The 23,848-nt window shown below is 63.9% G+C and carries 23 protein-coding genes and 1 pseudogene; 16 read left to right on the plus strand and 8 right to left on the minus strand.

Annotation, left to right across the window (positions count from 1 at the left end):
* Nucleotides 1–85, minus strand: a pseudogene (locus tag V6590_RS14795) (IS5/IS1182 family transposase); the annotation flags it as partial.
* 342 nt (nt 86–427) lie between these two features.
* Here V6590_RS14795 and V6590_RS14800 point away from each other — a divergent pair.
* The 10 genes from V6590_RS14800 to V6590_RS14845 all read left to right on the plus strand — a co-directional run bounded on the left by V6590_RS14800 (nt 428) and on the right by V6590_RS14845 (nt 11,307).
* Nucleotides 428–1,090: a hypothetical protein gene (locus tag V6590_RS14800; RefSeq protein ID WP_335424454.1), complete on the plus strand. Its 663-nt coding sequence runs from the start codon at nt 428–430 to the stop codon at nt 1,088–1,090.
* Nucleotides 1,091–1,195: 105 nt separating this feature from the next.
* Entirely contained in the window at nt 1,196–2,125 is a 930-nt protein-coding gene (gene murB, locus V6590_RS14805; RefSeq protein ID WP_335424456.1) for a UDP-N-acetylmuramate dehydrogenase, read from the plus strand.
* Between the two features lie 37 nt (nt 2,126–2,162).
* On the plus strand, nt 2,163–3,083 hold the full coding sequence (locus V6590_RS14810; RefSeq protein ID WP_335424457.1) for a D-alanine--D-alanine ligase: 921 nt from the start codon (nt 2,163–2,165) through the stop codon (nt 3,081–3,083).
* Nucleotides 3,071–4,015: a cell division protein FtsQ/DivIB gene (locus V6590_RS14815; protein ID WP_335424458.1), complete on the plus strand. Its 945-nt coding sequence runs from the start codon at nt 3,071–3,073 to the stop codon at nt 4,013–4,015. The genes V6590_RS14810 and V6590_RS14815 overlap by 13 nt, the downstream gene beginning before the upstream one ends.
* The gene (gene ftsA / locus V6590_RS14820; protein ID WP_335424459.1) at nt 4,012–5,346 is read left to right on the plus strand and encodes a cell division protein FtsA; all 1,335 of its coding nucleotides are present in this window, start codon (nt 4,012–4,014) and stop codon (nt 5,344–5,346) included. Before V6590_RS14815 ends, ftsA begins: the two co-directional genes overlap by 4 nt.
* 206 nt (nt 5,347–5,552) lie before the next feature.
* Nucleotides 5,553–7,196, plus strand: coding sequence for a cell division protein FtsZ (ftsZ, locus tag V6590_RS14825; protein WP_335424460.1), 1,644 nt, complete (start codon nt 5,553–5,555; stop codon nt 7,194–7,196).
* A gap of 245 nt (nt 7,197–7,441) precedes the next feature.
* Nucleotides 7,442–8,359, plus strand: a complete 918-nt coding sequence (gene lpxC / locus V6590_RS14830) for a UDP-3-O-acyl-N-acetylglucosamine deacetylase (protein ID WP_335424461.1) — start codon at nt 7,442–7,444, stop codon at nt 8,357–8,359.
* 152 nt (nt 8,360–8,511) lie between these two features.
* Complete coding sequence (locus V6590_RS14835) at nt 8,512–9,354, plus strand: outer membrane protein assembly factor BamD (RefSeq protein WP_335424462.1); 843 nt, start codon at nt 8,512–8,514, stop codon at nt 9,352–9,354.
* A gap of 36 nt (nt 9,355–9,390) precedes the next feature.
* Entirely contained in the window at nt 9,391–11,034 is a 1,644-nt protein-coding gene (gene recN / locus V6590_RS14840; RefSeq protein ID WP_335424463.1) for a DNA repair protein RecN, read from the plus strand.
* 108 nt (nt 11,035–11,142) lie between these two features.
* Entirely contained in the window at nt 11,143–11,307 is a 165-nt protein-coding gene (locus V6590_RS14845) for a hypothetical protein (RefSeq protein ID WP_335424464.1), read from the plus strand.
* On the opposite strand, the gene V6590_RS14850 is transcribed toward V6590_RS14845, so the two are convergent.
* The 4 genes from V6590_RS14850 to V6590_RS14865 all read right to left on the minus strand — a co-directional run bounded on the left by V6590_RS14850 (nt 11,301) and on the right by V6590_RS14865 (nt 14,300).
* Nucleotides 11,301–12,683 carry an FAD-binding oxidoreductase gene (locus tag V6590_RS14850; protein WP_335424465.1) on the minus strand — a complete coding sequence of 461 codons (1,383 nt, stop codon included), beginning with the start codon at nt 12,681–12,683 and terminating at the stop codon, nt 11,301–11,303. The genes V6590_RS14845 and V6590_RS14850 overlap by 7 nt on opposite strands.
* Nucleotides 12,684–12,714: 31 nt before the next feature.
* Nucleotides 12,715–13,371, minus strand: a complete 657-nt coding sequence (locus tag V6590_RS14855) for a DUF1638 domain-containing protein (protein WP_335424466.1) — start codon at nt 13,369–13,371, stop codon at nt 12,715–12,717.
* Complete coding sequence (locus V6590_RS14860) at nt 13,368–13,517, minus strand: hypothetical protein (RefSeq protein ID WP_335424467.1); 150 nt, start codon at nt 13,515–13,517, stop codon at nt 13,368–13,370. The genes V6590_RS14855 and V6590_RS14860 overlap by 4 nt, the downstream gene beginning before the upstream one ends.
* 84 nt (nt 13,518–13,601) lie before the next feature.
* Nucleotides 13,602–14,300: a corrinoid protein gene (locus V6590_RS14865; RefSeq protein ID WP_335424468.1), complete on the minus strand. Its 699-nt coding sequence runs from the start codon at nt 14,298–14,300 to the stop codon at nt 13,602–13,604.
* 157 nt (nt 14,301–14,457) lie between these two features.
* On the opposite strand from V6590_RS14865, the gene V6590_RS14870 reads away from it, so the two are divergent.
* Nucleotides 14,458–15,558, plus strand: coding sequence for a PA0069 family radical SAM protein (locus V6590_RS14870; RefSeq protein WP_434063266.1), 1,101 nt, complete (start codon nt 14,458–14,460; stop codon nt 15,556–15,558).
* Here V6590_RS14870 and bmt read toward each other — a convergent pair whose 3' ends face one another.
* From bmt to V6590_RS14885, 3 genes are all read right to left on the minus strand, one after another.
* Nucleotides 15,559–16,569 (minus strand): betaine--homocysteine S-methyltransferase, encoded by a 1,011-nt coding sequence (gene bmt, locus V6590_RS14875; RefSeq protein WP_335424469.1) that lies wholly within the window; start codon nt 16,567–16,569, stop codon nt 15,559–15,561.
* A 104-nt stretch (nt 16,570–16,673) separates the two neighbouring features.
* Entirely contained in the window at nt 16,674–18,503 is a 1,830-nt protein-coding gene (locus V6590_RS14880) for a phosphatidylglycerol lysyltransferase domain-containing protein (protein WP_335424470.1), read from the minus strand.
* Nucleotides 18,504–18,633: 130 nt separating this feature from the next.
* Nucleotides 18,634–18,948 (minus strand): DUF1476 domain-containing protein, encoded by a 315-nt coding sequence (locus V6590_RS14885; protein WP_335424471.1) that lies wholly within the window; start codon nt 18,946–18,948, stop codon nt 18,634–18,636.
* A 180-nt stretch (nt 18,949–19,128) separates the two neighbouring features.
* Here V6590_RS14885 and V6590_RS14890 point away from each other — a divergent pair, with 180 nt between their 5' ends.
* The 5 genes from V6590_RS14890 (at nt 19,129) to V6590_RS14910 (ending at nt 23,846) form a co-directional block, all read left to right on the plus strand.
* A complete protein-coding gene (locus tag V6590_RS14890; RefSeq protein WP_335424472.1) occupies nt 19,129–19,890 on the plus strand; it encodes a phosphoribosylaminoimidazolesuccinocarboxamide synthase in 762 nt (253 codons plus the stop codon).
* A 12-nt stretch (nt 19,891–19,902) separates the two neighbouring features.
* Nucleotides 19,903–20,142 carry a phosphoribosylformylglycinamidine synthase subunit PurS gene (gene purS / locus V6590_RS14895; RefSeq protein ID WP_335424473.1) on the plus strand — a complete coding sequence of 80 codons (240 nt, stop codon included), beginning with the start codon at nt 19,903–19,905 and terminating at the stop codon, nt 20,140–20,142.
* Between the two features lie 92 nt (nt 20,143–20,234).
* Entirely contained in the window at nt 20,235–21,272 is a 1,038-nt protein-coding gene (locus tag V6590_RS14900) for a zinc-dependent alcohol dehydrogenase family protein (protein ID WP_335424474.1), read from the plus strand.
* Between the two features lie 83 nt (nt 21,273–21,355).
* Nucleotides 21,356–22,024 (plus strand): phosphoribosylformylglycinamidine synthase subunit PurQ, encoded by a 669-nt coding sequence (gene purQ, locus V6590_RS14905; RefSeq protein WP_335424475.1) that lies wholly within the window; start codon nt 21,356–21,358, stop codon nt 22,022–22,024.
* A gap of 46 nt (nt 22,025–22,070) precedes the next feature.
* Entirely contained in the window at nt 22,071–23,846 is a 1,776-nt protein-coding gene (locus tag V6590_RS14910; RefSeq protein WP_335424476.1) for a sensor histidine kinase, read from the plus strand.
* Nucleotides 23,847–23,848 lie beyond the last annotated feature (2 nt).

Raw genomic sequence — 23,848 nt, forward strand, 5'->3', positions numbered from 1 at the left:
CGACCCGTGGCTTGCCATGGCTCTTTGGAAAGAACGGTCTCAGCCGCTCCATCTGCGCGTCCGTCAACCAGAATAGATTACTCATGAACACCCCCGTAGCTCAGGGGCCTTGAATCACGCAGCGGCGGCGGCCTCAAGCAATTCAATGGGTCCTGACCCTAGATAAGGCTAGTGAAGAGATCAGTGAAAAGGCGAAACTTGAAAACCGATCCTGTATTATCCGTCGGGCCAAGGCCGTAGACAAGATCGGTTTTCTCGGAATATGGAATGATAAGGAAACCTATCGCACTCTTTTTGCGTACGTAGATGGCACTATTTACACAGCCAATCTAGACAGAGGCGCACCATAATGAATGTTAGTTTGGATAATCTGTCTGAAGGCCGCAAACGTCTTTCCAGGGTTCTCTGTGCTATAGTCGCGGTCTGCTTGGCCCTGACGGGAACTGCGCCGTCTGCAAGCGCCGAAACCGACCGCTACACCCCGCGTATCGAATGTGGACCCGAGGTGCCGAAAGGAAAGCGCCTGCACAGGGGAAAGAACCACATCGAAATTGAAAGCAAGGTGAAAGAAACACATACCTCTAGATTTGGTGGTAGCCCCTATTTTATGGTACAACGCTATGCGCTCATCAAGCGCAGCGACTGCTGGGTATCATTTTGGGCATATAGTGGTGAAGAAGACAAGGCCGAGTATCACGAACGCATGACGGCTTCTTTTTCTGAGGCTGCAGTTTACCTGGAGAAGATTGGTCGACCAAGCAGCCCATATAGGATTCCAAGGGCTTTAATCGGCGAGTTTACAGTTTGGGACATGTTGGTACTTGTCGATGGCGAGGCCGCCATGTGCAAAAATGATCTCGAGCAAATTAGACGGTCTTTGCCAAGACCGATAAAGAGCGACTCTGACTTTGCTATCAACCATAGAGCGAATGGGGAAATGAGCGCATGCATGATTCGTCGTGCCAGAGCTCTGGATGCTTCCGGGTTCTTTGGCATCTGGGATGATATGGACGAACCTAAACGTGCGTTCGCATATGTTGATGGAAAGCTATACACCTTGAACCTGAGCAAAGGAGATGTTTTGCCGTGAGCGGGCAATCGCGGCGTGGACCTCTCATCTTCCCCGCCCATCCCCTCCGCCATAGCCCATTGACGCCCCTTGCCCCGCCCTGTTGCTTGCGGCAAAACCGCTGCCATGACCCAGACCTTCCCCACCCCCCGCGGCACCTTGACCCCGAACCGGACCCTGTCCGATCTGACATGGCTGCGCGTGGGCGGGCCTGCGGATTGGTTGTTCCAGCCTGCGGATGCCGAAGATCTGGCCGCGCTGCTGGCCGGGTTGCCCGCCGACGTGGCGGTGTTTCCCATGGGGGTCGGGTCGAACCTGATCGTGCGCGATGGGGGGATCCGCGCGCTGGTCGTGCGTCTGGGCCGGGGCTTCAACGGTATCGAGATCGCGGGCGACCGGGTCATTGCCGGGGCTGCCGCGCTGGATGCCCATGTCGCGCGCAAGGCGGCCGAGGCCGGGCTTGACCTGACCTTCCTGCGCACCATCCCGGGCAGTATCGGCGGGGCCGTGCGGATGAATGCGGGCTGTTACGGCCATTATGTTGCGGATGTGCTGGAGGAAATCCAGATCATCACCCGCGCGGGCCAGACCGAAACCCTGCCCGCTGCCGCATTGAACCTGCGCTATCGCCAATCCGATCTGCCCGAAGGGGCCGTGGTCACCCGCGCCACCTTTCGCGCGCCCAAGGGCGACCCGGCGGTGCTGGAGGCCCGGATGGCCGACCAACTGGCCAAGCGCGACGCCAGCCAACCCACCCGCGACCGCAGCGCCGGGTCCACCTTTCGCAATCCGGTGGGGCATTCCTCTACCGGGCGGGCGGATGACAGCCACGAGCTGAAGGCCTGGAAGGTGATCGACGACGCCGGAATGCGCGGCGCCCGCCTGGGCGGCGCGCAGATGAGCGAGATGCATTCCAACTTTCTGATCAATGCCGGTGGCGCAACTGCCGCCGATCTGGAAAATCTGGGCGAAGAGGTGCGAAAAAGGGTTTTCCAAAACAGCGGGATCACGCTAGAATGGGAAATCATGCGTGTCGGGGAACCGGCGGCAAAATAACAAGAATTCGGGGCAAAGACCCCGGTGAGGCAGTACGATGGCGGGCATGTCGGGCAAGGCAGGCTCCCGTGTGGCAGTATTGATGGGTGGCCCTTCCGCCGAGCGGGAGGTGTCTCTGTCATCCGGGCGTGAATGCGCCAATGCCCTGCGGGAAGCCGGATTTCAGGTGATCGAGGTCGATGCCGGCCCCGATCTGGCCGCACGCCTGCAAGACCTTCGCCCCGATGTGGTGTTCAACGCCCTGCATGGCCGCTGGGGCGAGGATGGCTGCGTGCAGGGGCTGCTGGAATGGCTGCGCATCCCCTATACCCATTCCGGGGTGCTGGCTTCGGCCTTGGCCATGGACAAGCAGCGCACCAAGGATGTGTTCCGCGCCGCGGGCCTGCCGGTGGTGGACAGCGTGCTGGCCAGCCGCGAAGAGGTCAGCCAATCCCATGTCCTGCCGCCGCCCTATGTGGTGAAGCCCAATAACGAAGGGTCGTCCGTCGGCGTCTATATCGTGCGCCCGGGATCGAACGCGCCCCGTCTTGCCGCGACGATGCCCGCCATGGTGATGGTGGAAACCTATGCCCCGGGCCGGGAAATGACCTGCACCGTGATGGGCGACCGGGCGCTTGCGGTGACCGATATCATCACCTCGGGCTGGTATGATTACGAGGCGAAGTATTCGGTCGGCGGGTCGCGCCACGAGGTTCCGGCGAACATCCCGGCCGAGATCGAGGCCGCCTGCAAGGATTATGCCCTGCGCGCCCACAAGGCGCTTGGGTGCCGGGGGCTGAGCCGGACCGATTTCCGCTGGGATGAATCGCGCGGTCTGACAGGGCTGATCCTGCTGGAAACCAATACCCAGCCGGGCATGACCCCCACATCGCTTGCCCCCGAACAGGCCGCCTATTGCGGGATGAGCTTTCCCGAACTGTGCCGCTGGATCGTGGAGGATGCCTCTTGCGACCGCTGACCGCCGATCGCCGCTTTGCCGATACGGCCCCCGCAGCCCCTCGCGCCACGGTGCGGGTGGGGCAGGGGCCTGCACGTCGCGATCCGGCGCCGACGCGAATGGCCTATCGGATGCAGCGGCTTTGGCTGACCCCGCTGTTTCGCATCGCGATGCGGGTGGGTGTACCGGTCCTGCTGATTTCCGGCGCTGTCGCGCTGTGGCTGGGCGATGATGCGCGGCGGGCTGCGGTGATCGCCAAGGTCGAAGAATTGCGCACTGCCGTTGAACAGCGCCCGGAATTCATGGTGTCGGTCCTGCAGATCACCGGCGCGTCGCCAGCGCTGGATACGGCGATCCGTGATCTGCTGGCGATCCGCCTGCCGCAATCGAGCTTTGATCTCGATCTGGAGGCCGCCCGCGCCCGCATTTCGGCACTGGACGCGGTGGCATCGGTGTCGGTGCAGGTGAAATCGGGCGGTGTTCTGGCCGTGGGGATCACCGAACGCCAACCCGCGCTGATTTGGCGCAAGGGCGATGAACTGGATCTGCTGGATGCCACGGGCCGCCGGGTCGCGCAGATCCTGACCCGCGCCGACCGGCCCGATCTGCCGGTGGTCACCGGCGAAGGCGCAAGCCTTGCAGCGGCCGAGGCGCTGCAGATCGTGGCGGCGGCTGGCCCCCTGACCCCGCGGCTGCGCGGTCTGGTACGGGTGGGCGAACGGCGTTGGGATCTTGTGCTTGACCGTGACCAGCGCATCCTGTTGCCCGCGGCGGCACCTGTGCGGGCGCTGGAACGTCTGTTGGCCTTCGACAAGGCCGAAGACCTGCTGAACCGAGATATTCTGACCGTTGACCTGCGTCATCCGACGCGCCCGACCCTGCGGCTTGCGCCCTTCGCCCTGAAGGAAATGCGCCGCGCGCTCGGGATCGAAACCGTGGAGAACGACCTGTGACCGATCTCTATCAATCCCAGCGTGCCATGCGGAACATGCGCCGCGCCGCGATGCAGCGGGGTGTGGTGGCGATCCTTGATATTGGCACCAGCAAGATTGCCTGCCTGGTGCTGCGCTTTGACGGGCCGGAACGGCGGCGCGATGCCGATGGTGTCGGTTCCATGGCGGGCCAGTCGCAGTTTCGCATCATCGGTGCGGCGACCACCCGGTCGCGCGGGGTGCGCTTTGGCGAAATCTCGGTGATGAGCGAAACCGAAAGCGCCATTCGCACTGCCGTTCAGGCCGCGCAGAAGATGGCCAATGTACGGGTCGATCATGTGATTGCCACCTTCTCGGGGGCCGAGCCGCGCAGCTATGGCCTGGCGGGCGAATGGGAATTGCAGGACAGCGTTGTCACCGAACAGGATGTCGCCCGGGTTCTGGCCGCCTGCGACATGCCCGATATCGGCCATGGTCGCGAGGTGCTGCATGCCCAGCCGGTGAATTTCGCGCTGGATCATCGCACCGGCCTTGGCGATCCGCGTGGCCAGATCGGCAACCGGCTGGCCTGCGACATGCATCTTCTGTCGGTCGATGCCAGTGTGGTGCAGAACCTCTTCTACTGCATCCGGCGCTGTGATCTGGAACTGGCCGGGATCGCGAATTCGGCCTATGTCTCGGGCATGTCGAGCCTTGTGGAAGACGAGCAGGAACTGGGTGCGGCCTGCATCGACATGGGCGGCGGGTCAACCGGCATTTCGATCTTCATCAAGAAACACATGATCTTTGCCGATGCGGTGCGCATGGGGGGCGATCACGTCACTTCGGATATCTCCAAGGGGCTGCAGGTGCCGATGGCGCTGGCCGAACGCATCAAGACTAAGCATGGCGGCGTTTATGCCACCAGCATGGATGATCGCGAGATGATCGAACTGGGCGGCGACAGCGGCGATTGGGAAAAGGATCGCCGTCAGGTCAGCCGGACCGAACTGATCGGGATCATGCGCCCCCGGGTCGAGGAAATTCTGGAAGAGACGCGCGCCCGGCTGGATGCCGCAGGCTTCGACAGCCTGCCCAGCCAGCAAATCGTGCTGACCGGCGGAGCCAGCCAGATCCCGGGGCTGGACATGCTGGCCGCGCGGATACTGGGCCAGCGCATCCGGCTGGGGCGTCCGCTGCGCATTCAGGGCCTGCCACAGGCGGTGACCGGACCCGCCTTTTCGGGCGCGGTGGGGCTTTGCCTCTTTGCCACCCATCCCCAGGATGAATGGTGGGATTTCGACATCCCGACCGAGAAATACCCTGCGAGGTCGCTCAAGAGGGCCTTCAAATGGTTCAAGGACAACTGGTAATCCGCAACATCCTGCGGTACAGGCAAAATCCCGCTTGGTTTGCTGTGTAAAACCCCATATTTTGTGGGGGAAACCATGTTTTTTTGGTGACGGCGCTGCCCAGTGTGGATAGAATTGAGGATAAATCAGGATTCAGCGCCTTGGGACGGGTGCCTCCAACATCCTGAAACACAACTGGCGGCCCAAAAAAAGCAGGCGGATTTGCAATGGCACTGAATCTGATGATGACCTCCCAGCGTGAAGAGTTGAAGCCGCGCATCACGGTCTTTGGCGTGGGGGGCGCAGGCGGCAACGCGGTCAACAACATGATCGACAAGCAGCTTGAGGGGGTGGAATTCGTCGTCGCCAATACCGACGCCCAGGCCCTGCACCAAAGCCGCGCCGAGGCGCGCATCCAGATGGGGCCGAAGGTTACCGAAGGTCTGGGGGCAGGGGCGCGTCCGCAGGTCGGGGCCGCCGCCGCCGAAGAAACCATTGAATCCATCGTTGACCATCTGGCTGGTGTGCATATGTGCTTCATCACCGCCGGGATGGGCGGCGGCACCGGCACCGGCGCTGCCCCGATCATCGCGCAGGCCGCGCGTGAACTGGGTGTGCTGACCGTCGGTGTGGTGACCAAGCCCTTCCAGTTCGAAGGCAACAAGCGGATGCGTCAGGCCGAAGAGGGCATCGAAGCCCTGCAGAAGGTGGTCGATACGCTGATCATCATCCCGAACCAGAACCTGTTCCGGCTGGCCAACGAACGCACCACCTTTACCGAAGCCTTCGCCATGGCCGATGACGTGCTGTATCAGGGCGTCAAGGGCGTGACCGATCTGATGGTGCGCCCGGGTCTCATCAACCTCGATTTCGCCGATGTTCGCGCCGTGATGGACGAGATGGGCAAGGCGATGATGGGCACGGGCGAAGCGTCGGGCGACGATCGTGCAGTTCAGGCGGCCGAGAAGGCGATTGCCAACCCGCTGCTGGATGAAATCAGCCTGAATGGCGCCAAGGGTGTGCTGATCAACATCACCGGCGGCTATGACCTGACCCTGTTCGAACTGGACGAGGCGGCGAACATCATCCGCGAAAAGGTCGATCCCGACGCAAATATCATCGTCGGTTCGACGCTGGATCCGTCGATGGAAGGCGCGCTGCGTGTCTCGGTCGTGGCGACCGGCATTGATGCCTCTGCCGCAAACCGGGCCGAGCCTTCGGGCCGTCGTCCGATTGGCAGTGCTGCGCCCAGCTTCACCCCGGCCCCGGTGGAAACCCGCCCTGAACCGCGTATCGAAGTGCGCGCGGCTGCGCCGGTGCAACCCGCTCCGGCGCCCGCACCCGCCCCTGCGCCGCAACCGGCGCCGACGTTGTTCGATGCACCCGCTGCCCCGCAGCATCACAGCTTTGATCCGGTCGAAGAGGTGCAAGAGCATCCGCAGGCCGATGATCTGCCGCCGCCGGCCTATCGTCCGCAGCCCGCCGCTGCGGCTGCGCCCCGGTCGCTTGCCGCGCATGATGAGGATGCCGCAAGCTTCGTGGCACCGCGTCCACGCGCCGCTGGTCAACCTTCGCCCGAAGCTCTGGCCCGTCTGCAGGCCGCCGTCAGCAAGAACCCGGCCACCCAGCAGCGCCCGCAACCGACGGCACAGCGCCCGGCCACGCCGGCTGCCCCGGCCCGTGCGCCAGAAAAGTCGCGCTTCGGGATCGGCTCGCTCATCAATCGGATGGCAGGCCATGCCGCCGAACCGACCGAGCGTCCGGCCCCCCGCCAGCAGCCGCAGGTTACGGCCTATGACGACGAACAGGAACTGTCTGCCGATCAGGAACGGATCGAAATTCCGGCATTCCTGCGCCGTCAGGCCAATTGATCCGGAACGGGCGACGTTAGGTCACAGTCACGGACAGATTTGAAAGGGCCCGGATTTCCGGGCTCTTTTTATTTTGATTTCAATGAGTTGGCGGGGGCTTGGCGGATTGCTGCAGGATTGTTTTGCTTCTGTTACATCCGGTTACAAAGAGTGAGTTGTTCAAATTTGTGTCCGGAATTACCTAAATTGCGCGGTAACCCGAAGTCTGGGTGCTGCGGATACTGGCCAATCTTCGGGGGCTGAACGTGCAAAATACCTTGATCTCTGCCGCGGTCTTTGACGGACTGGGCCTGCATTCGGGCAAACCGGTGCAGATGATCGTGCGCCCGGCAAAACCCGGTTTTGGCATCTGGTTCCGCCGCAGCGACCTGCCGGGCAGCGACCTGATCCCGGCGCGTTGGGATGCGGTGGTGCCGTCGCGGCTTTGCACCCTGGTGGCCAATGGGGCAGGGGATAGCGTTTCGACCATCGAGCATGTGATGGCTGCGCTGGCGGGCTGTGCCATTCACAATGCCTTGATCGATATCGACGGGCCGGAAGTGCCGATCCTTGATGGGTCAAGCGCACCTTTTGTCGAGCGTTTCCTGCAGGTGGGCATCGCGCCGCAATCGGTGCCGGTCCGGGCTATCCGCGTGCTCAAGACGGTCGAAGTCCGCGAAGGCGCGGCCATGGCGCGGCTGGAACCTTCCGACAATCTTGAAATCGACTTCCGCATCGAATTTGCCGAAGCGGCCATCGGCCGGCAGGAAAAGCATCTGTCGATGGCCAATGGTGCCTTTGTGCGGGAACTTTGCGACAGCCGCACCTTCTGCCTGCAGTCCGATGTCGATGCGATGCGGGCCAATGGGCTTGCGCTTGGTGGCACGCTGGAAAATGCGGTGGTCTTTGAAGATGGCGAAGTGCTGAGCCCGGGTGGTCTGCGCCACGAAGATGAACCTGTTCGCCACAAGATGCTGGATGCCATGGGCGATCTTTATCTGGCGGGGGGGCCGATCCTTGGCCGCTATACCGGGCTGCGTGCCGGTCATGCACTGACCAACCGGCTGCTGCATGCGCTGTTTGCCGACCCGTCGGCCTGGATGCTGGTGGATTGCACCAGCCAGACCGGGCGCAAGCTGCCGGGCATGGGTGTGCATCGCGGCGATCTGCCGCTGGCTTGCTGATCCGTTACTGCGGCAGCGAAAGGCGTTTTGCGCCCCGGTTTTTTCTGTGCTAGGACAAAGCGAACAGCACCGGCGGCCCTCCGCCGGGAACGATGCCTGCGGGCCCGAATTGCCCGCAAGGACCGGGATATGACGAGGCGGATGTGCGGAAGATGACAGGCGGAAAATCGGGCGCGGGCCTTGCCGGGGCGCTGCTGCTTGTTGCGGTGCTTGCGGGCTGCGGCGGCGGCGGCGCACAGGAAGTGCCCGTTGAATCGCTGAGCGCGGAGCAGATTTTCAAGAAGGGCGAAGTCGCGCTGGAAACTGACAACGACCCCGAAGAGGCCGTGCGCTTCTTCGCCGAGGTCGAACGGCTTTATCTCTATTCCGACTGGGCCCGTCGCGCGTTGATCATGCAGGCCTTCACCTATCACAAGGATGGGGATTACGAACAGGCGCGTGCCGCTGCCCAGCGGTTCCTGGATTTCTATCCGGGCGATGAAGATGCCGCTTATGCCAAGTATCTGATGGCGCTGTCTTATTACGATCAGATCGACGAAGTGGGCCGCGATCAGGGCCTGACGTTCCAGGCGCTGCAGGCCCTGCGCGAGGTGATCGAACAATATCCTGACAGCGAATATGCCCGGTCGGCCATTCTGAAATTTGATCTGGCCTTCGACCATCTGGCCGCCAAGGAAATGGAAATCGGCCGCTACTATCTGAAAAAGGGCCATTACACGGCGGCGATCAACCGCTTCAAGGTGGTGGTGCAGGATTTCCAGACCACGACCCACACGGCCGAGGCTCTGCTGCGTCTGGTCGAGGCCTATCTCGCGCTTGGCTTTGAAGACGAAGCCCAGACCGCTGCCGCCATTCTGGGCCATAACTATCAATCCAGCCCGTTCTATGATGACAGCTTCAAACTGCTGACGGCGCGGGGGCTGAGCCCCGAGGCCAAAGGCAACAGCTGGCTGGCGACCATCTATCGTCAGGTCATCAAGGGCGAATGGTTGTAAGGGCGTCGGGTTTCGGCCCGGCCTGCAGGTGCATGGATGCTGCGTTCGCTTGATATCCGCGACATGCTGATCATCGACCGGCTGTCGCTGGCGTTTCAGCCGGGGCTGAATGTGCTGACCGGCGAAACCGGTGCCGGCAAATCCATCTTGCTTGACAGTCTGGGGTTTGTTCTGGGTTGGCGCGGGCGTGCGGAACTGGTGCGCAGCGGGGCTGATAAGGGCGAGGTGACCGCCGTTTTTGATTTGCCTGCCGGGCATCCGGTGACCGAGGTTCTGGCCGAATACGAGATTGAGGCCGAGGATGAGTTGATCCTGCGCAGGGTCAACCACGCCGATGGCCGCAAGACCGCTTGGGTGAATGACCGCCGGGTGTCGGGTGAGGTGCTGCGCGCCCTGTCAGACCGCTTGGTGGAATTGCATGGCCAGCATGACGACCGGGGCTTGTTGAATCCGCGCGGGCACCGGCAGATGCTGGATGCCTTTGCCGGGGTCGATCTGGGCCCTGCGCGCCGGGCATGGGCAGAGCTTGGCAAGGCCCGCCGCGATCTGGCCACGGCGCAGGCCGCATTGGCCACCGTGCAGGCGGAAGAGGATTTCCTGCGCCATGCCGTGGCCGAGCTTGACAAGCTGATGCCCGAACCGGGCGAAGAGGCCACCCTGGATGCCCGGCGGCGCGCGATGCAGGCGGCTGAAAAGATCAGGACGGATGTCGCCAAATCGGCGGCCCTGCTGGGGGAGCAGGGGGCGGAACAGCTTTTGCTGGATGCGCTGCGTCGGATGGAGGCCGCCGCCGATCAGGCGGCAGGGGCGCTGGAACCTGCAATCTCGGCGCTGAACCGGGCTCTGCTGGAACTGTCTGAGGCGCAGCGGGGCGTCGATGACTGTCTGTCGGGCCTTGATGATGACCCGGGAACGCTGGAGGCGCTGGAGGAACGGCTGTTTGCCATTCGCGCGCTGGCCCGCAAACATTCGGTTCTGCCGGATGATCTGGGCAGTTTTGCCGATGGGTTGCGCGCGCGGCTGGCGGCATTGGATGGCGGAGCCAAGAATATCGCGGCGCTGACCCGCGCCGTGGCGCTGGCTGAAGATGCCTACGGGGCCGAAGCGCAGGCGCTGACGGCAGCGCGCAAGGCAGCGGCGGCGCGGTTGGATGCGGCCATGGCGGCAGAGCTTGCGCCGCTCAAGATGGAACGGGCGGTGTTCGCCACTGAAATCACTGCGGGCGAACCTGGGCCAGAGGGGCAGGACGCCGTGGCCTTTACTGTCGCAACCAATCCTGGTGCGCCGTCAGGCCCGCTGAACAAGATCGCGTCAGGCGGTGAACTCAGCCGTTTTCTGCTGGCGCTTAAGGTCTGTCTGACCGGCGATACGCCAGGGATGACGCTGATTTTCGATGAAATCGACCGCGGCGTCGGCGGCGCAACGGCGGATGCCGTCGGACGGCGATTGAAGGCGCTGGCCGAAGGGGCGCAGGTGCTGGTGGTGACCCACAGCCCGCAGGTGGCAGCCTTGGGCGCGCATCACTGGCGGGTGGAAAAGCGCGTCGCAGGGGGCATGACCACCTCGACCGTCACGCCGCTTTCGCCCCCGGAACGGGTGGAAGAGATCGGGCGGATGCTGGCAGGCGATACCGTCTCCGATGCCGCGCGGGCAGCAGCCCTTGCCCTGCTGGACGGCTGATTGCTGCGTTGCAGAAATCGCATGGTGCCACGGCGTTGTCGACGGTTTTCATGACAGCTATCCTGACTTAACTTTAACGTCAGGGAGGGCAACCATACGAGGTTTGCCATGTTGCACAATATCCAACGCCTGATCAGCGGCTTCCGCAGCCCAAGCATCGATGAACAGGAACGCGCCTATCTGGAAAGCGCGCGCGACCGGGTCGATCTGGAATACCGCCAGCACGAAATCGACATGGGCAAGTTCCGCCGGAACTTTGTCTACTACTACTGATCCAGCGGCACGACCTTGCCGGGGTTAAGGATGTTGCGCGGGTCAAGTGCGCGCTTGACCGCGCCCATCACAGCCCAACCGGCACCATGTTCGGCCTGCATATGGCCCAGCTTGCCAAAGCCCACGCCATGTTCGCCGGTGATGGTGCCACCCAGCCGCAAGGCCCGTTCCGCCATGCGGGCCGCCAGGCGCTTGGCTTCGGCACGGTCGTTTTTGCTGGTCGGGTCGATCAACAGGATGGCGTGAAAATTGCCATCCCCGACATGGCCCAGAATTGGCCCCGGGATCGAGCTGGCTGCAATGTCGGCAGCGGTTTCCTCTACTGCCCGCGGCAGTTGTGAAATCGGCACACAGACATCGGTCACCACTGCGGTTGCGCCGGGGCGGCTGGCCAGAATGGCGGGATAGGCATTGTGCCGCATTTTCCACAGGGCGCTGCGATCCTCCGCCCGGTCGGCCCAACGAAAGCCGGTGCAGCCATGTTCGGCGGCGATGTCGCCAAAACGCGCGGCCTGTTCGGCGACACTGGCCGGGCTGCCGTGAAATTCCACCATCAGTTGCGGGATCAACGGCAGATCAAGGCCCGCATGGGCATTGCAGGCCGCGACCGTGGCCGGGTCCAGAAACTCGATCCGCGCCATGGGCAGGCCGCTTTGCATGGTTTCAATCACGCAATCGACTGCCGCCCGCATATCGGCAAAGCCGCAGGTCGCCGCCGAAACCGCCTCGGGCTGGCCATGCAGGCGCAATGTCAGTTCGGTGATCAGACCCAGCGTGCCCTCTGACCCGACCATCAGCGCCGTCAGATCATAGCCCGCCGAGCTTTTCGGCGCGGCTGTTCCGGTGCGGATCACCGTCCCATCGGCCAGAACCACCTCCAGCCCCAGCACAGCGTCGCGCATCGTGCCATAGCGCACCGCCGCCGTGCCCGAGGCGCGGGTGGCCGCCATGCCACCGATCGTGGCGTTCGCGCCCGGATCGATTGGAAAGAACAGGCCGGTCGCCCGCAAGGCACGGTTCAGGTCTTCGCGCGTGATGCCGGGCTGAACCCGGGCCAGCATGTCCTCGGGGCGCACCTCGATCACCTGCGCCATCCGGGCAAAGTTCACCGTGATGCCGCCGTGCAGCGCGAGGGCGTGGCCTTCCAGCGATGTGCCCGCCCCCCAGGCCATCACCGGCACGCCATGGGCCTGGGCAAAGCGCAGGATCGCCGCCACTTCGGCCGTGCTTTCGGGCCAGCAGACCGCATCGGGCACGCCAGCGGTGATATGGGTTTCGCTTGCGCCATGCGCCGCGCGATGGGGCAGGGCGGTGCTGAACCTGTCGGCCAGCAGCGCGGCCAATGCGGCAAAATCGGTGGGGGTATGATCGGTCATGCCGCCAGCTTTGCGCTGTCCGGCGGCAAGGTCAAGCGGTTGCAACCCGGGTCATCTCGACCGCCAGATCGCCATAGCCGGTGAAACGCCGCTCATAGGCCAAGCCCAGCCGTGCCGCCGCATCGCGGGCCTTCGCATCCAGCATGTGGTCATCCGTCTGCGCCTGATAGACCAGTTTGGTATAATGGCCGAACATCATCGGGATCAGTTCCGGGTGACGGTCGAACCCCATGGGGCGCCAGACAAAGGCATCGAACTGGCGGCACAGGAAATCTGTCAGGTAGAAAGCGGTGATCTCCTCCTCGGCAATTTCCGCAAAGCGGGCATTGCCTTCGAAAAAGCTGTAGCAGTGGGGGCCTTGCAGCATTTCGACCCCCAGAGCCGCGCAGCGCGCGGCCAGAAGGCCCCCGGTGCCGCAATCGGCATAGAGAATGAACACCTTGTCGTAATCCTCGCGCCGTTCAATCACCGCCTGTTCCACCGCATCCGGGATACGGTCAGGCCAGAGATGCAGATTGGCGGGCAGGCACTGCAGATCCAGATGATCCCAGCCGCCACGCCGCTGGATCGCCAGAACCTCATGCGCCAGGGCACCACAGGCGATCAGCAGGATGCGCCCGCGGGCGGAGGGCGCCAGCCCTTCGGTCGTCAATTGCCGGTCATTGGGGGCATCGCCCAGGTCCGTCATCGCCGCAGTCTCAGCACGATTGTCGCGGCCAGTGCCACGAGAGCGAATACCATCATCGGCAGGCCTGCGGAATGGGCAAGCCAAACCGTCGCGCCGCCAAGCGCGATGACAGTTCCGATCAGCAGGGCAAGGGTCCGGGCGGGCATGAGACCAATATGGGGGCGGCAGGGCGCAGAAAAAAGGCCCCGGAAGTCCGGGGCCAAATCGGGAGCCATAAACGGATGCGGCGATCAGGCCGACATCTGGTTGTGCTTGCGCGCAACGAACTGCTTGGCGGTTTCGACCGCAACAGCCGCATCGCGGCAATAGGCATCGGCACCGATGGCCTTGCCGAATTCTTCGTTCAGCGGCGCACCGCCGACCAGAACGATGTAATCCTCGCGCATGCCCTTTTCCTTCATCGTGTCGATCACGACTTTCATATAGGGCATGGTGGTGGTCAGCAGGGCCGACATGCCAAGGATATCGGGCTTTTCAGCTTCCAGCGCTTCGAGATACTTCTCGACCGAGTTGTTGATGCCCAGATCCAGAACTTCGAAGCCCGCGCCTTCCATCATCATGCCGACAAGGTTCTTGCCGATATCGTGGATGTCGCCCTTCACGGTGCCGATGACCATCTTGCCCATGCGCGGCGCGCCGGTTTCGGCCAGCAGTGGCTTGAGGATGGCCATGCCGGCCTTCATGGCATTGGCGGCCAGCAGCACTTCGGGCACGAACAGGATACCATCGCGGAAGTCGGCGCCCACGATGGTCATCCCGGCGACCAGCGCCTTGGTCAGCACATCATAGGGGGTCCAGCCGCGTTCCAGAAGGATGTTCACCCCTTCTTCGATCTCTTCCTTGAGACCGTCATAGAGATCGTCATGCATCTGCATGACAAGCTCTTCGTCATTCAGTTCGGAAAGGATGATATCGTCTTCGTCGGCCATTGCCGGGCTCCTGCGGGGATAGGTTACAGCCTGAATGCGACGGAAGCGCCCCAGGCACTTTTCGCTTTGCGACATGGCCGCAGGCAAAGGCGACAGTCAAGGAAAAAGCCGCATTCTTCCTTGTGAATTGTTCTCATAATGTTCTATCATGGGCGTCATGACAGCGGATGTGACAGAACGTGACGGTGGCCTTGGCCCCGGGCTGCGGGTCCGGGGGCGGGGGGCGCTGGACAATGCCAGCGGGCGCTATGAACACACCCGTCGCAGCACGTTCGATGATGGCTGGGATCTACCGGAAGAGGCGCGGCTGCTCCGAACCGAGGTCCGGCTGGAAACCCCGCGCAGCGCACTGTCCTGGAACCGGTCGCCCGATCTGCCGTTTGACCGCAGTGTGAACCCCTATCGCGGCTGCGAACATGGATGTGTCTATTGCTTTGCCCGGCCCACTCATGCCTGGCTTGGCCTTTCGGCGGGGCTGGATTTCGAAACCCGGCTGGTGGCACGCCCCGGGATCGGTGCGGTGCTGGCGCGTGAAATCGGGCGCAAATCCTATCGGGTGGGGCCGGTCGCGCTTGGAACCAATACCGACCCCTATCAACCCTGCGAGGCGCAGCACCGTGTCATGCGCGAGGTGCTGGAGGTGCTGGCGGCCTGGAACCATCCGACCGCGATCACGACCAAGGGGGCGCTGATCGAGCGCGATCTTGATCTGCTGGCACCGATGGCGGCGCAGGGGCTGGTGCGGGTCGGGATATCCGTCACAACACTCGACCCCGATCTGTCGCGCAGTCTGGAACCGCGCTGCCCCTTGCCTGCGCGCCGGCTGGAGGTCATCCGGCGGTTGTCTGATGCGGGCGTGCCGGTGCGGGTGATGGTGTCGCCGGTGATCCCGGGGCTGACCGATCCCGAACTGGAGGCGATCCTCGCGGCGGCTCGTTCAGCGGGGGCGGTGGCGGCAAGCTGGATCATGCTGCGTCTGCCGCTGGAAGTTGCGCCGATGATGGAGGCGTGGTTGCGGGCGAAACAGCCGGGTCGGGCCGACAAGGTGCTGGCCCGCATCCGCGATGTGCATGGCGGGCGGGCCTATGATCCGCAATGGGGCAAGCGTATGCGCGGCCAGGGGCTGTGGTCGGACCTGATCGCCCAGCGGTTCGACAAGGCCATCGCCCGGCTGGGCCTGACGGTCGCCCAGCCGCCGCTGCGCTGCGATCTGTTCCGGCCGCCCGAAGCCCCGGGCGACCAGATGTCGCTGTTCTGATCAGCGCGCGCGGCGGCGCTCGCGCCGCGCGGGGCCGCCGTCATCGCCGGTGCCGTCGGAGGCCGACGAGAAGGCCCCCAACCGGCCCGAGATTTCATCGAGCGAGGGTCGCGGCCCTTTCGGGCGGTTTTCCAGCGCCTCGCGCATCGCGCGCAGATGCACTGGCATCGTGCCGCAGCAGCCCCCAATGATCCGCACCCCGGCATCGCGCGCCAGCACGGCATAATCGGCCATCAGCTCGGGCGTGCCGTCATAATGGATCGCGCCATCCTTGTATTTAGGGATACCGGCATTGCCCTTGGCGATGACCGGGCGCTCTGACCCCTGGGCGAAAAAGCCCAGAACCGTGCGCATCAGGTCCGACGAGCCCACGCCGCAATTGGCACCAAAGGCGATCGGTGGATTGGGCAGCTTTTCGACCACTGCCGCCAGATCGGCCGAGGTGACCCCCATCATGGTGCGGCCAGCCGTGTCAAAGCTCATGGTGCCGCACCAGGGCATGCCTGCGCGGGCTGCGGCTTCGGCTGCGGCGCGGAATTCCTCGGGGGCGGAAATGGTTTCGACCCACAGCACATCTGCGCCGCCCGCCTTCAACCCTTCGGCCTGTTCGTGGAACATCTCGACCGCGAGTTCATGCGTCAGGCTGCCCATCGGGGCCATGATCTCGCCCGTCGGGCCAACCGAACCGGCCACGATGACCGGGCGACCGGCAGCATCGGCAATTTCCCGCCCAAGCGCCGCGCCGACACGGTTGAGTTCCTGAACCCGCCCTTGCGCCCCATGCAGCTTCAACCGGCTGGCATTGCCGCCGAAGGTATTGGTCAGAAAGATGTCCGATCCGGCCTCGACCGCGCCGCGATACAGCGCACGGATATTGTCGGGCTGATCGGTGTTCCAGAATTCCGGCGCATCGCCTGAAGAAAGCCCCATGTTGAACAGGTTGGTGCCGGTGGCCCCATCGGCCATCAGCCAGTCACGGGTGGCAAGCAGGGTGGAAAGCGCGTCAGTCATCTGGCCTCACAGGCGGCTGGGGCGGCGCGCAACAGGCGCGGCCCGGTGGTCTTTTTCTTCCTCTGCCACGGTCAGCGGCGTGAGGCAAATTCATAATCTTCATGTCAATCTTGAAAAACCTGCGTATTCGCAATCACGGCGCGGGGCAATGCCTGCGGGCGATGGATGGCGCGGGTAAGATCGGCCAATGCGAGCGGCAGCAGCGCGGCATGGGGCAGGGCAAGGTAGAGCGGTGCCCAGTCGGGGGCGAAACCCTGCTTGAACTGGCGCAAGCCGGGCGGAGGGTGCAGCCCGATCCGCCGCAACGCCGGGCAATCCGGGCAGGCGGCCAAGGACAGGCGCGGCACCCCGGCGGCCGCCGCATCGTCGATGGCCGCGCAGATCAGCCGCTGCATGGTGCCTTCGGGCATATCATCGCCATGGCGCATCAGATCCAGCACCCATTCGCGCCGCCCGGCATGAAAGCTGACGAAACCCGCCAGACGGTCGCCCTGCCAAGCCAGATAGACCCGCTGCCCGGCCAGATAGTCCGGCGCGAAACGGCCGGTGGAAAATCCGCGTTCGCCGCCATGTTTCTGCGCCCAAGCCGCGTTCACCCTGGTCATTTGCGCAATCGGCAGATCAGGGCCCCCGCGTTCCACGCGCAGCCCGGCCCGGTCGGCCTGACGCAGCTTGCGCCGCAATCCGGCGCAGGCAGGGCTGGACAGATCAAAGTGCGCCGGAGCGATGCGTGCTTCGCTGGCCAGGCGCAGCACATGCCACCCCTGTCGCCGGGCGGCGATGGCGGTGCGCGCCCCGCATTTATAGATCACGGGTTGCCGGGATTCGGTCGCTGCCAGATCGGCCAGGGCCCGCAGATCGGTTGATCCGGCCAGCGGATCGAACAGCGCCACCAGAAATTCCGGTGTGCGCCCGGTCAGCCAATCGGCGCGGCCGGCTTCTTGCAACCGGTGTTCGCCCTGACGGTATAGCAGTGCCTCGCCCCGCGGAGCAGCCTCTGCCAGCCCGACGGGCAGATCGGGCAAGATGGGCGGTGCCTGTGGTGCCGGGCGAAGCAGAGCCAAAGCCCCAAGCCCGGCGGGCAGGGCGTAATAGACCAGACGAAACGCCAGAACCCCGGTCATCAACGGGGTTTCGGCCATGCCGGGCAGGGCGGTCAGCAGGGCAATTTCGAATACCCCCACACCCCCCGGTGCCCCGGACAGGAGCCCGGCCCCAAGGGCCAGCAGGAAGGCGGGCAGCAGATCCCAGAAGGGCGGTGCGCTGCCCAGCGGCAGCAGGAACCACAGGGCCAGCGCCGCTGTCACCAGATCCAGCACGGCCAGCCCGACCAGCCGGAACTGCGTCAGCAGATTGGGCCACCGGAACGGTAGCCAACGCAGGGCTGGCAGCGCCAGCAGCGCCGGAAGACAGGCCATGGCCAGCCCCTGCCAAGGGCCCGGTGTCACGAGCAGGACGACCCAGGCAATCGCGCCCCATGCCGCGAAAAAGGCCGCTGTCACCGCAGCTGTCATCCGGGCGGCCCCCCAGGCCCCCAGTTCCGGCAAGAGCCTCCAGCGCATCAGGCTGCCGGTCAGCAAACCCATGCCCAGCATTTGCGATACCGCGATGGAGGCCATGCCCGCCCGGGCTGCCTGTGCCGGAGCGAGGCCCGTCGCCAGATGCCGATGCATCACGACGTCGTATTGGCCCATTGCCCAGAAGCTGAGCGCCGTTGCCGCCAGCGCCCCAACCCATTGCAGCACACTCAGCCCGGCGACACCGCCCGCCACTGCGGCAGGGTCCAGCGTGGCAAGCCGCCCCGACAGAAGCCAGAGCGCAATTCCGGCCACAAGCAGCGAAAATCCGGCTCTGCCAAGGCCTTTTCGGCCCAAGCTGGCCGGGCCCGGCGGCCCTGTGCGCGCGGCGATGGCCGCCTCTGACTTGCCGCGCATTGCGCCTCTCCCTTGACCACAGGTTCAGCACTAGGGCAGGGGCGGCAAAGATATTCTTAATGATTGCAATGCAACGCAAATGAAATGGCCGCCCGAAGCGGGCGGCCATGCCTTGCGATCAGGTCAGGGATCAGACTTCGGTCATCAACTGGGCCTTGGCCACGGGCATCAATTCGGCCAGCTTGGCGCGGATGACCTCGGCCGAAGCCTTGTCGCCCAGATCGGCGGCCAGCTTACGCACCACGTCTTCGCTGCCGACTTCTTCGAAGTCTGCGGCAACGACGGACATGGCGTATTCCGCAGCTTCATCGCCGGTTTTACCCAGCAGCTCGGCGGCCCAGAGACCGGCCAGCTTGTTGCGGCGGGCCTCGGCCTTGAACTGCATCTCGGCATCATGGGCATATTTGTTTTCGAAGGCGTTTTCGCGTTCGTCGAAGGTGGTCATGGGCAGGCCCCCTGAATTTGGTTCCGGTTGCCCCTTCATATGCCCGCGAAGGCCCCGTGCCGCAAGGCCCGAGACGGCGCCGATGGCGCTAAACCTTGCGGTTCCGGCCCGGCCCGGCTATAGCCGCCCCGAAAGGGTGGTGGCTACGGCCAGCCGCCCATGGCCGATTCGGGAAGTTTCATGGCACGTCGCAAGAAGGTCTACGAAGGCAAGGCGAAGATCCTCTACGAAGGGCCGGAGCCGGGCACGCTGATCCAGTATTTCAAGGACGATGCCGCCGCTTCGGAACTGCCGCCGCAGGGCGGGCTTGAAGGCAAGGGCGTGCTGAACAACCGGTTGTCGGAATTCTTCATGGCCGGGCTGAATTCCATCGGCGTGCCGACCCACTTTATTCGTCGCATCAACATGCGCGAACAATTGGTCCGCATGGCCGAGATCCTGCCGGTCGAGGTGGTGGTGCGCAATTTCGCGGCCGGTGACATCTCGCAGCGGCTGGGCATCCCCGAAGGTGTGGCCCTGCCGCGCCCGATCGTGGAATACTATTACAAGGACGACAAGCTGGGCAGCCCGCTGGTGTCCGAGGAACATATCATCGCTTTTGGCTGGGCCAACCAGCAGGATCTGGATGACATGGTGGCGTTGGCGCTGCGGGTGAACGATTTCCTGTCGGGCGTGATGATGGGCGTGGGCATCCGGCTGATGGATTTCCGCATCGAAGTGGGTCGCATCTGGGAGGGCGATTTCATGCGCCTGATCGTCGCCGACGAAATCAGCCCCGACAATTGCCGCCTGTGGGACATGCGCGGGCTGGAAATTCCGGGCCGCGAAGGCCAGCAGCGCGAACCCGGACCGCTGGGCGATGTCTATACCGAACTGGCGCGGCGCCTTGGGGTGCTGCCATCCAATGTGACCCATACCACCAAGCCGACGCTGATCAACTGAAAGGCCCTGACCATGAAAGCCCGTGTGACCGTTATGCTGAAGACCGGAGTGCTGGATGTGCAGGGTGAAGCCGTGCGCCGCGCGCTTGGCACGCTGGGCTTTGAAGGCGTCGAGGCCGTGCGCCAGGGCAAGGTGATCGAACTGGACCTGACCGCAACCGACAAGGCCAAGGCCGAGGAAGAGGTGAAGGCCATGTGCGAAAAGCTGCTGGCCAATACCGTGATCGAGAAATATGCGGTCGAACTGATCTGATCCGCGCAGGATTATCGGAAACCTGTCGCCGCCGGGCTGGCCCCGGCGGCGATTTGCGTTTCTGATGGGGCAAACAGGGGAAAGGGGCGGCAATGCGCGCGGCGGTCTTGCGGGAATACAACGGCGATCTCAGCCTTCAGGATGTGCCCGATCCGGTCTGCCCGGCAGATGGCGTGGTGCTGAAGGTGCTGGCCTGCGGAATATGCCGCAGCGACTGGCATGGCTGGGTGGGCGAACATCCGAAGGTCAAGCCCGGCGACATTCCGGGCCACGAATATTGCGGCGAGGTGGTCGAGGCCGGACCACTGGCCAATTGGCGCGTGGGCGACCGGGTGATTGCCCCCTTCATCCTGTCTTGCGGTTCCTGCCCTGACTGCCGATCTGGCCACAGCAATAGCTGCGCGCATCAGCTGGTGCCCGGTTTCGGCAGGCCCGGCGCCTATGCCGAATATATCGCAGTGCCCCATGCCCATAATCTGACGCGCTTGCCTGATACGCTCAGCCCCGTGTTGGCAGCGGGGCTTGGCTGCCGGGTCACGACCGCCTGGCATGCTCTGACAGGCCGCGCGGCGTTGCAGGCGGGGGAATGGCTGGCCGTGCATGGCACGGGGGGAATCGGCCTTTCGGTGCTGCTATTGGGCCGGGCGCTTGGGGCGCGGGTCATCGTGGTGGATATCGTGCCCGAACGGCTGGAACACGCGCTGTCGCTGGGGGCCGAACTGGCCTTTGATGCCCGCGATGGTGACGTGGCGCAGCGCATCATCGCGGCCACGGGCCGTGGCGCGCATGTCAGCGTCGAGGCACTTGGCATTCCTGCCACCACCAACGCCTCGATCGAATGTCTGCGCCCGCTGGGGCGGCATGTGCAGGTCGGCCTGCCGACGGGCCATACCGCGACCATGCAGATCAACATGAATGCGGTCTACATGAAGCAGCTTGCCGTTTACGGCACCCGCGGCATGCCATCCTGGCGCTACCCGTCGCTTCTGGACCTGATCGAACGCGGGGTGGTGGATGTGCGGCCCATCGTGGCGCGCGAAGTCCCACTTTCGGCGGCCTCTGTGGAATTGCGGGCCTTTGGCGGGCCGATGCCGCCCGGTGTCGCGGTCATCTCTGAGTTTCGGGGCTGATCGGGGCCGATTCCGGTCTGGTATGGCTGCGGGCTTTGCGCTAAGGGCAGGGCATCCTTGGCCAGCCTGAAAGGATCGCCCCCATGAAAGCCGCTGTCGTCACCTTCCCCGGGTCCAATTGCGACCGTGATCTGGCTGTCGCCTTTGAACGTGCGGGGGCCGAGGTGGTGCGGGTCTGGCACAAGGACAGCGCCCTGCCGGAAGGCACCGACATTGTCGGCGTGCCGGGTGGCTTTTCCTTTGGCGATTACCTGCGCTGCGGTGCCATTGCCGCGCAATCGCCCATCGGCGTGGCGGTGCAGGCCCATGCGGCACGCGGCGGCTATGTGCTGGGCATCTGCAACGGATTTCAGGTGCTGACCGAAATGCGCCTGCTGCCAGGCGTTCTGATGCGCAATGCGGGGCTGAAGTTCATCTGCAAGCCGGTGGAGCTTGAGGTCGCCACGACCGACAGCGCCTATACCGCCGGTTATGCCAAGGGGCAGCGCATCACGGTGCCGGTTGCCCATCACGATGGCAACTATACCTGCGATGCCGAAACGCTGGCCCGGCTGCAGGGCGAAGACCGCGTGGCCTTCCGCTATGCCGCCAATCCGAATGGGTCGATGGGCGATATTGCGGGGATCCTGTCGGACAATCGTCGGGTGCTGGGCATGATGCCGCATCCCGAACGCGTTGTTGATCCGGCCCATGGTGGCGCGGATGGTGCGGCGCTCTTTGCCAGTCTGATCGGCAATTTGGCGCTGGCCTGAGCCGCGACGGGTTGAGGGCAGCTGCCCCCGGGCCTAGACTGCCGCCATGCAGAACGCCGATCACGATCATCGCAGCACCGCCGACCGGCAGCAGAAAGAGCCCGGCATCAGCTGGCGGCTGAAGCTTGTCGTGGCGCTGCTGGTGCTGGTCGCCGTGGTGGTCGTGCTGGTCACAAATCGCTGGCTTTCGGAACGTTTCACCGAGGTGACGCGCAACCGCGCCGAATTGCGGTTGGCGCTTTATTCCGGCAACATGATCTCTGAATTGCAGCGCACCTCGGTCGTGCCGCTGCTGCTGGCGCGCGATCCAGAATTGATCGGCGCGCTGGAGCGCAAGGAATATTCGCGCACCTCGGCCCGACTGATGTCGTTCCAAAGTGAAATCGGGGCTGCCTCGATCGTTCTGCTGGATGGGGAAGGGCGGATCGTCGGGGCCACCAACCGCACGCAACTGGGCATGAACCTGCGCAATGCCGCGCAATTCGTCGATGCGCAGCGGGTGATGGACACGGTGTTCACCGTGGCGGACCGCCCGTCTCCGGGCTTTGATTTCACCTATTCGCGGGCGATCCGGGTGGATAATCAACTGCTCGGCGTCATCGTGGTGGCGGTGGACCTGATGAAATACGAACGCGCCTGGTCGGGCCTGCAGGATGCCGTTCTGGTGACCGACAGTGCCGGCACGGTGCTGCTGGCCACCGAACCCAGCTGGCGCGGCCTGCCGCTGCAACAGGCATTGGAAGCACGCGACGCCCCGTCAGCCATCCGGCGCGCGCTGCGTGGCGCGGCGGATTGGGCGCAGGAACCGCCCGATGCCTATCTGTCGTGCGAGGCCGTGATGAAGACCGAAACCCGCGTGGCCTTTCGCGGTTGGCGGATGATCACCTATACCGCCTATGATTCGGTGCGCGAACGGGTCAACGGTGTATTGGCCTTGGAAATCATGGGCTTTGCGATCCTGCTGGCCGTCACCTTCTACATGCTGTCGCGACGGGCCTGGTCGCAAAGCATGACCTTCCAGCGCGAAAGTGCGGAACTGCGCCAGCTCAATGCCCGGCTGCAGCGCGAAATTGCCGAACGCGAAAGGGTGCAGAAGGATCTTGAGGTTGCGGAACTGACACTGGCGCAATCGTCGAAGCTGGCCGCCTTGGGCGAAATGTCGGCCGCTGTCAGCCACGAGCTGAACCAGCCCTTGGCCGCGATGAAAACCTATCTGGCGGGCGCGCGTCTTTTATTGCAACGCAAACGCCCTGAAGAGGCGCTGTCCAGCTTTCAGCGTATCGATGACCTGATCGAACGCATGGGGGCCATTACCCGGCAGTTGAAATCCTACGCCCGCAAAGGGGGCGAGGCGTTTGAACCGGTGGATTTCCGCGCCTCGGTCTCTTCGGCCCTGGCGATGATGGAGCCGCAGTTGAAAGCCCGCGTCGTGCGTATCACCCGTGTCGTGCCACGCGGGCCCGTCATGGTGATGGCGGACCGTATCCGGCTGGAACAGGTCATCATCAACCTGTTGCGCAATGCGCTGGATGCCGTGAAGGAAACCCGCAATCCGCAGATCGACCTGATTCTGTCCGCCGGCGAAACCGCCACGCTGACCGTGCGCGACAATGGCCATGGTATCAGCGATCTCGACAACCTGTTTGAACCTTTTTTCACCACAAAGAAACCCGGCGAGGGGGTGGGCCTTGGCCTTGCCATCTCGTCCGGCATCGTCACCGATCTTGGCGGCCGTCTGACCGCGCGCAATGGCGAAGGGGGCGGGGCTGTGTTCGAAGTCCAGCTTCCGATTTTCGACCGGCAAGCCAAGGCAGCAGAATGAGG

It is taken from the genome of Gemmobacter denitrificans (genome assembly GCF_036964905.1).
Lineage (GTDB): Bacteria > Pseudomonadota > Alphaproteobacteria > Rhodobacterales > Rhodobacteraceae > Gemmobacter > Gemmobacter denitrificans.